This window comes from Bacteroidota bacterium, from assembly GCA_030706565.1.
Classification (GTDB): domain Bacteria; phylum Bacteroidota; class Bacteroidia; order Bacteroidales; family JAUZOH01; genus JAUZOH01.
Map to the genome: position 1 here is coordinate 1 of JAUZOH010000143.1, position 8,852 is coordinate 8,852.

Genomic DNA, 8,852 nt, shown 5'->3' on the forward strand with positions numbered 1-8,852 from the left:
AATAATATGCCCCAAGTTTAATTACAGGTCTTGTCTTCTGGGCTATTGCGTTTGATGACCCAATAGCCATAATCAACATAATTAAAAGAATAGATTTTGTGTACAAATTTTTTAATAAGAAAAGATAAGATGACATTCTATAAAAGGGAGCAGATATTACATGTTTAGAATAAATCCCGTACCTCTGTCTGGAAATAATTAATTCCGATTTTTTTTTATTGAAAGAATAGGAGTTAAATCGATTTTTTAAGGCGGAGAAGAAATAGGTTTGAAGTAGTTTCATGGCTAATAAACATAAATTGAGGAATACCTTTCATCAATATTCTCATTCTTAATATTTAGTTTATCTAAAATTCCAACAATTAAAATTTTAACAATGAGAAAGAATCCTTTTCTTCAGATCGACTAAATGAATGATAATGAAAAAAAGAATGGAATTAAGAATTTAATTGAGGATTTGCTTAACAACAAATCCTCAATTAAAAAACATAAGGGTTATTTTCCCAAATATGCAGGGGTATAAGTTTCCATTACAACAGCCCGATCACGAACCACTAAAGTGTCTGTGGCGGAATAGGTATTGGTACCGTTAGAAAACTGATAATTCAAATAAATTGCATCCCGCTTTTCATTTCCCCATTCATCAGCATCCTTACTGAATTTACCGGTTCCGGTTATCGTATAGGCCGAACCCGGGGCTTGGGATATAGAGCAAGTTCCATCATCAGCAAAGGACAGGAGCATATTAAAAGCTCCGGTAACAATAGAAGAATGTAAAACTCCGGCAACAGAAACCTGACTTTTACCAGTTGTCACCAGACTCCATAATTCATCATCAACTACGTAAGTTGGATGATAAACAGTTTTTTCTATTTGCGTATTAGAAGCATCCTTTACAACACTTACCCCACGGTGAAGATATTTTCCATGATAAGGATTAATAAACTTCACGGCAAACATGGTATAATTTTTGGGCATGACAGACCAATCACTGGCAAATCTTGGATCAGGATTTAATACAGTAGTGCTGCCCTGTAGAATTGAGTCCACATCCTTAGAAGCTTTAAGGCGTATAGGAATCACATAACCTAATTTTATAGCCTTGGGATCATTAAAAAAGGCATCAGTTAAATGTACTTCAATATTTCCGCTGAACTTACCACTTGGAATAGTTAATTTATCTGATGAACTTAAAGTATAATAAGCCTTAGGCATGACCGTTATGGTGTCTTTGGAGGATGAGAACATCACATTATCACAAAGGCTTTCATCAACTGCAATATCAAATACTCTGTCTTGTAAATTTGAATAAACTCCACCCATTGCAGCAGATATCAAGAACGTATGATTATTATCATTAGTGTTGTCATAAATATAATCGCCCAACACCAGAGTTCGAACCGGGAACTGATAAGGAAAATATCCAGTAGTATATTTATAATCATCAAATTCGTTTTTTTGATTTGTACAAGCGAACAACCCGGCAAATAATACTAATAATATTGCTATCTTCTTCATATTTATTGTTATTTCCAATTTTAAGTCGAAATTATTCATTAGAAAATATTTAATTATGTTATTGGCCGTATGAAATCCCCATGTTTAAATTATTGTCACATAGGAATTTCATTAACCAAACTCATAATTACCACCCTTTATTCTGGATTAAGGCATTATATTTAAGAACTTCCGATTGAGGAAGAGGTCCATAATGCATAAAACTATTATCATAATCCCGGGATTCAACATCAACTGGCGAAAAAGAATTACCATTAATCTGAACTCCTTTTGCTGTTTCAGTCAAATCAGCATTCCAACGGCGTAAATCCCAGAAACGGAATCCCTCAAAACAAAGCTCAAGTCTTCTTTCGTTATGAATTAATTTCCGCATATCTTCTTTGGTACTAATTGAAGCCAGATAATTATCAGGTTGCTGAATTCCAGCACGCTTACGAATAGCAGCGATTACCTGTCGTGCCGAAAAATCGTTTGTTCCGGTTCCATCAGGTCCCCAGGCTTCATTGGCAGCCTCTGCATAAATCAGGAATAACTCTGTATACCGCATGTGGACCATGTAATGATTCTTGGTTGATTTTGAAACAGGATTAAGGTTCACATCTTCTCTCAATAGCTTTCTCATATAGTAACCTGTACGGGTTGATGTTGAGATAGAATCTTTGGCATTAATGCCTCCTCCCACTCCGGTATATATGGTATTGTTACACATTTTATTGCCATTGCAAGCAATATATAAGGTCAAACGCGGATCCCTGTTTGCATAAGGACTTGATGGATTATAATTACTTGCAGGATCAGTGATAGGATAACCATTAGCCATAGGAAATGCATCAACCAGGTTTTGTGTAGGATTAACATTTCCATTACCGTATAATGATGGAGGGAAGTTGGCCGATTCAAGCGAATTCGATGAGCTGATACTACCTCTCCAGATCATTTCCGGTTGATCCTTGCCAGTTGAAAGCTTGATAGCATCCACCCTGACATTATCATAAAATTTATTTCCCACAGGATCAAGCCCGGCTATTCCCCCTATACTTTTCAGGACAACTCCGGAATAATCGGCAGCTTTGGCCCACAAGTCAGCATTGCCATCAGAAAATGCCGGACTTGCTGCCAACAAGGCCATTCTTGCTTTCAATGCTTTTACAATACGACCACTAATTCGTTGATTTTCCCTACTTCCAAAAACCGCATTGTAATTATCAGTGCTACTCACAAATTCTAATCCTTTGGGAAGTTGACTTAAACTGGTAATATCCTTATAATCATCCATAGTTAAATATCCCAAAGATTTATCAAAATCAGCATAGATTTGATTGACAGATTCATCAAAGCTGGCTCTGGGGGTATTAAAATCCACAGAAGTCAAAAGTTTTTTATTAAAATTTGGAATACCCAGTAATTTACCATTGGCACCAACACCTCCAACGGTAGCCAAAAGATTGTATTCAAACAAACCTCTCAAAGCATAAGCTTCGCCTTTAAAACGCCTTACATAAAGCGAATCCATTTCCTTATCCGACTTCCAGGTAACCGTATCAATGGTCGATATAAAATTATTCAGGTAGAGAATCGCAGAATTACAATTATCCCATTGGTTTACAGGATTATAAAGAGCCGACCACTGGCCAGTTGCCATTCTCAGATAACCATTTGTTTTAACGTTTGATACCGCATCATCAGTAGCCACATCATTAAAACTTATACTATTCGTTGGAAGTTTAGAATAGGCCGTCATTAATAAACCTTCCGCAAAAGATGGATCTTCATAAATCCTTGCCGTAGTACTGTGATCGTCATCTTCCGGTTGCAGAAATGAGGCACAGGAAGAAAAAGCCAAGGACAATAACAGTAAGAAAGAATATATTCTAATTAATCTCATGATTATTTCTTATTTAGATTATTAAAACATTGTTTTTATACCAATTGAAAATGAACGGTAATAGGGCTCACTTCCAACACTCAAATCCTTAATCTTCCGGTATTTTGAAATCGTCCAGAGATCCGAACCGGCCATATAAAAGCTTAGATTTTTCATGTGTAAAATTTTAGCTACTTCGTTCTGAACATCGTATGTCAGTTGAATTCTACTGACCGTAAAGTAATTATCCCTGTAAAGCCAGTATGTTGATGCACGGAAGTTATTTGAATTTGACAAGGCGCTTAATCTTGGAAAAGTAGCAGTTGCTTTAGTATCCGGAGTCCAGCGATTCAGCACGGTTTCTGAATACTTGTCATCGCCATCAATCCAATAGTAATTGCTCGATCTATAAGAATCAGCTCCGACTCTTCCATTTCCCTCGGCAAATAAAGTAAAATGTTTATAATTCAACTTTAAATTCAGTCCATAAGAAAAAGGTGCCTGCCAGCGTCCAATTGCAATTTGATCATTTGAATCAATTATACCATCATGGTTTTGATCTACATATTTTATATCACCCGGCTGTACTTTGCCAAAAGCTTGTACGGCATGATTGGCTATATCCGCATTGTCCTGAAATAATCCTTCAGCAACCAAACCGTAATCAGCATCAACTACATGCCCCTTATGATATTGATAAGAATTGTTATAGATTTCATCTACTTTCTTTACTTCAGAAGTTGCATATAAAGCATTTGCACCCAGCACTAAATTGACAAGGCCCAGATTTTGGTTCAATGTTATTCCAAATTCTGCACCACGGTAAGCATTTTCATTAAAATTTTCATAAGGAATATAATCAGAGAAGAAACTTGAATATAAGGTTGAAGGCCTTGTGACCTGTCCGGATATGACGCTAGTGAAAATATCAGCAGTTACATCCAGGCAATGGTTAAAGAATGTACCATCAAAACCAAAATCAAGTTCTTTCTTTTGAGGATAACCCAGATTCCTGTTTGCTGAATGATTTGCAAATGTTTCACCTTGTGAATACGTTCCATCCACCCAACTATAGCTGCCTGAATTTCTAAAAATGTCATCATAATAATAAAAATCGCCAAGACTATTGGTGGTATTTTGTATGCCTCCAGACAACCTGAGTTTTAAATAATTAACAGCACTCAATGAAGACATAAAATCCTCTGCACTGACTACCCAGCCTAAGCCCAAAGACGGAGAAAAAGCAGTCCGTTTTTTGGGTGGTAATTTATCTGAATTTACATAAGCACTGCTAAAATCAATCATATACTTGTCATTATATGCATAAGCCAGACGCAACCCCAGATTAGCCTTCTTTTCACATTGGAAATAGACCTCTTTTTTATTTCTACTTGCTAAACCAAGCAGGGAACCATATACATGGTGTACTCCATTAAAAATCCGGTTATATTCCAGCATGCCATAGAACCCAAAAGTTCTGGAAAAGTCAGCATTCGCAAGATATTGAGTTCCAGTACGGGTATCAGTACCGTATTTTGTTAAACTTACGATGGAATCCATAGTTGCATCCCAGGTTGGCTGATAGACAGAATAACCATATGAAATATTCTGATCATAACTTGTGTAAAAATCAAAACTAAAATTGGTATGGAAGGCCAAACCTGTAACAAATTTGTTTAAATCAAAGTCTATTCTATTCGTAAAAGAATAAGTTCGCTGATCATTCTCGGCTTTTCCACCGGAAAATCCGTTTGCAACAGGGTTCGTTAAATAGCTTGAAGTACCACCCAGCAAATACATGCCATCGACATCATTTTTGCGGGATGCCAACAATTTGTTTCCATGTTCTATCAGGTCGAAAGGAATTAATGGAGAAAAGAGATTAGGCTTTAAAGTTGAAGCACTACTCCAGTAATTACCAACCGGACCCTTGGTATTATCAAAAACAGCAACAGCATCAATTGAAGTCTTAATAAAGTCATTAATTTTTAAATCGACATTACCTCTGATGTTGAATACATCTTCGCCGGCATTTTTACCTTCACCAAAATTTAACAGGCTTCCTTGTTTATCCCAGCCCAGATTTGTATAATAGGTGGCTACATCATTACCTCCGGACAATTCCGTATAAGCTTTAAAAAAAGGCTTATAGGATTTAAGATAATCGCTAGAATAATAATCGACATTAGGATAACGATATTTATTTCCATTACTGTAATTGGAAATAGAAGTTAAATCATATAGAGCTGTAAGTCCATCATTTAACCTGGCTTCATTATACAATGTCATATAATCGGCAGATGACAAATATTTCGGTAATTCTTTAGGTACAGAAATGCCATAATAACCGGAAACATTCACCTGCCTGTGGTGTGCCTGTCCCCTTTTTGTGGTGACAATTACCACTCCATCTGCAGCTGAAGTCCCATAAAGCATAGAAGAATTGACATCTTTTAAAACAGTAATCTGATCAACTTCCGAGAGATTAATAGTAGAAATGTCACGTGGCAATCCATCAACAATATATAATGGGCCACCAATACCCCGTATATTTGAAGAGCCCAGCAATCCGGGAATACGGCCAGTCAATGCCTCAGGAATTCCTTGTATATTATCGTATTTAACAATTTCATCAGGATTAATGGTACTAACTGCACCAACAACATTGCCTTTCTTTATCTTACCAAAGGCAATATTAACATTGTCTTTTTCACCATAGTTGAATTTAGTAGCTTTTAACCGGATTTCTTTGATATTTTTATATTCCCCGTCCGTAAAAAGCCTTGATTCAAATCCGTCAGATTCAACTAACAAATCTGCTCCCTCTGGAATTGAAATAGTGAACATTCCAGAAGCATCAGTTTTGGTAACCACAGTACCTTCTTTACCAAAAATTTTTGCTCCCTGAATAGGATCACCTTTTTCATCTTTCACTATAATAGTTATGGAATTGTTTTTCTGTGTTTGTTGAGCAAAAACTGTTTTTGAGGCAAACAAAATGGCCAAACTCAGAAAAATCAATATTTTTAAATAACTTTTCTTCATTTCTTAATATTTTAAATGATTACTCGATGATTTACCAACCCGGATTCTGAGGAAAGCCCTCATATAGTTTGTTGTCTTTTACCTGGAAGGGTAACCAATTATGTTTTTTCTGGAAAACTCTTGTAACAACAACACGCTCTATCATATTTATAGGTTTTCCATCAGAACCACGATCAAAATCCAAGGCAGTTTTTTGCAAATATTTAGTTTGGCCGGATATATTCCATCTGCGCAAATCGAAAAAACGTTGTCCTTCAAACGCAAGTTCTACAGCCCTTTCACGAATAATATCATTCATGAATGAGTCTTTAGTTGCAGTATATGTACTGGTAAGGTTAGGTAATTGTGCACGATTTCTAATCATATTTACAGCTTGCTCAGCCGTAAGGCCACTTCCGGGAACACTGCTCTGGGCAGATCCGTATCCCTGAAGAACAGCCTCAGCGTACATCAAATACACATCGGCAAGTCGCAAAATAGGCTGGTAAGCCTGAAAATTACCCCATTTATTATCCCAGGGATTACATCCCAAAGGAGTGAATTTTCTATAATAATATCCGGTCACACTACCCTGGGTACCCCCTTTGTGGCGGCCGCCATTGTATAATTGGGCATATTGGTCAGCACCCGCAGACTTACTTGTAACCATTTGCTCTCCATCAACAACAATATCCTTATAAAAACGGGGGTCTCTTCCTACCCATGGATTCTTCGGATCAAATTGTGAATTAGGATCATCAATAGGCAGTCCATTGGCCATCCCATAATTTTTTACATAATTTTGAGTGGGAACTTCAACACAATTGTTACCAGCCCCAAATTGAACAGGACTACTGGTTCTACAGGTACACCAACGCACATATCCGGGTATATATATGGTAGGCTCCATGATTACTTCAGTGCCTCCCGGTCTCACATTATTACCCGGCGACCATACCCAAAAATTATCTGTCCAGCTATCCCAGGATTGAAGTTTATAAACCCCTGTTTCATTACATATTTTAATAACCTCAGCAAAAACTGCTGCGGCCTGCTTACAAAGATCGGCATCATAAGTATTACTTCCCGTTGATTCCTCATTCATCATAGGACTGGCTGCATATAACAAATTTTTACCAAGAAAAGCCAGTGCATGAATCTTCGTAACTTTTTGTTTGTTATTTCCTAAAGTTGCCTGGCCAACTATAGTGCTGTCCCAGGAAAGTGGTAATAAGTCAGCAGCAGCTTGTAAATCTTTTGCAACTTTTAAGGCTGTCTGCTTGTAATTGAGCCGTGGAACAGTTATCTTTTCTGTTGATGACAAAACAGTATCAACATAAGGTAATCCCCCCCAGTAACGCATCAGCTCAAAATGGAACCAGCCCCTGAAAAATAAGCATTGACCTTTAATAAGATCTTTTTCTTCCTGAGTGGCATCTGTTAATAAATCTAATTTACTTAAACCCAGATTTGCTTTCCGGATGGCATACCACGCTAAAGGCCAGGTTCTTTTAGACATTGGATCTAAATTGGTATTAACGGATCCTGTCAAAAACTTAGACTGATCCCAGTAATTTCCATCGTCCCAAAGTAAAGGTTTATTAGACAGGACTTCATCGGCACAATTGAAATTATAATAGTAATTTCCGCCCAAAGTTTTATTTTCGTCAGGGATACAATTATACATCTCTTCAACAAAGCCTTGAAAACTCTGGTAATTACCATAAACATCCTTTTCTGTGATAGAAGATTCAGGAGACTTGTCAAGGTATTTTTCGCAAGATTCCAACGAAAGTCCCAGGATCATGACAGCTAAAATAAAGCTTAGTTTATATCTATTTATTCTGTTTTTCATAATTCCCAGTTTTTAAAAAGTTAAGTCAATACCGAGGTTAAAACGTTTACAAGTAGGATAAGCCCCCGAGGAGGTATCTCCGCCTTGCGTTGCTGCTTCCCTGTCATCAGGAAGTTTTGTCCATAAAAAGAGATTTTCCCCGTTCAAATAAAGTTTAAGGGAGGACATCCCCGCACGTTTAACCCACTTGTTTTCAAAAGAATAGGCAACCTCTGCTGTTTTAAGTCTGACGTATGATCCATCATACAGATAATGATTCCCTAAATTTTGCCCCACCGTTTTCCACCTGGGAAGAGGAGAACTTGCACTCTGGTTGACCTTTGTCCAATAATCGGATACACATGAAAAAAGCACATCTTGATAATTAGCAAAGTTTAAAGGAGTCATCCATCGAGACACATTGTTAACCGCATAAAACTGAGCCATTATACTAAAACCTTTATAATCCATACCCAAAGTATAACTATAGGTGTTTTGAGGAATGCCTGAATACCCATAAGGCACATTATCCAGTGATGTAATTTGGCCGTCACCGTTATAATCAAGGAGATTATATTCTCCGGGAAGTTTCTTCAGGTCATTGGTTTCTGT

General features: G+C 37.1%; 5 protein-coding genes. All 5 read right to left on the reverse strand.

Going from position 1 to position 8,852, the window contains the following annotated elements; translation table 11 throughout:
* Nucleotides 1-495: 495 nt before the first annotated feature.
* On the reverse strand, nt 496-1,518 hold the full coding sequence (locus tag Q8907_08840) for a DUF5627 domain-containing protein (GenBank protein ID MDP4274370.1): 1,023 nt from the start codon (nt 1,516-1,518) through the stop codon (nt 496-498).
* 127 nt (nt 1,519-1,645) lie between these two features.
* The gene (locus Q8907_08845) at nt 1,646-3,403 is read right to left on the reverse strand and encodes a RagB/SusD family nutrient uptake outer membrane protein (GenBank protein MDP4274371.1); all 1,758 of its coding nucleotides are present in this window, start codon (nt 3,401-3,403) and stop codon (nt 1,646-1,648) included.
* A 21-nt stretch (nt 3,404-3,424) separates the two neighbouring features.
* Nucleotides 3,425-6,427, reverse strand: coding sequence for a SusC/RagA family TonB-linked outer membrane protein (locus tag Q8907_08850; GenBank protein MDP4274372.1), 3,003 nt, complete (start codon nt 6,425-6,427; stop codon nt 3,425-3,427).
* Nucleotides 6,428-6,458: 31 nt separating this feature from the next.
* A complete protein-coding gene (locus Q8907_08855; protein MDP4274373.1) occupies nt 6,459-8,261 on the reverse strand; it encodes a RagB/SusD family nutrient uptake outer membrane protein in 1,803 nt (600 codons plus the stop codon).
* A 12-nt stretch (nt 8,262-8,273) separates the two neighbouring features.
* A partial coding sequence (locus Q8907_08860) for a SusC/RagA family TonB-linked outer membrane protein (protein MDP4274374.1) occupies nt 8,274-8,852 on the reverse strand: 579 nt, incomplete at its 5' end.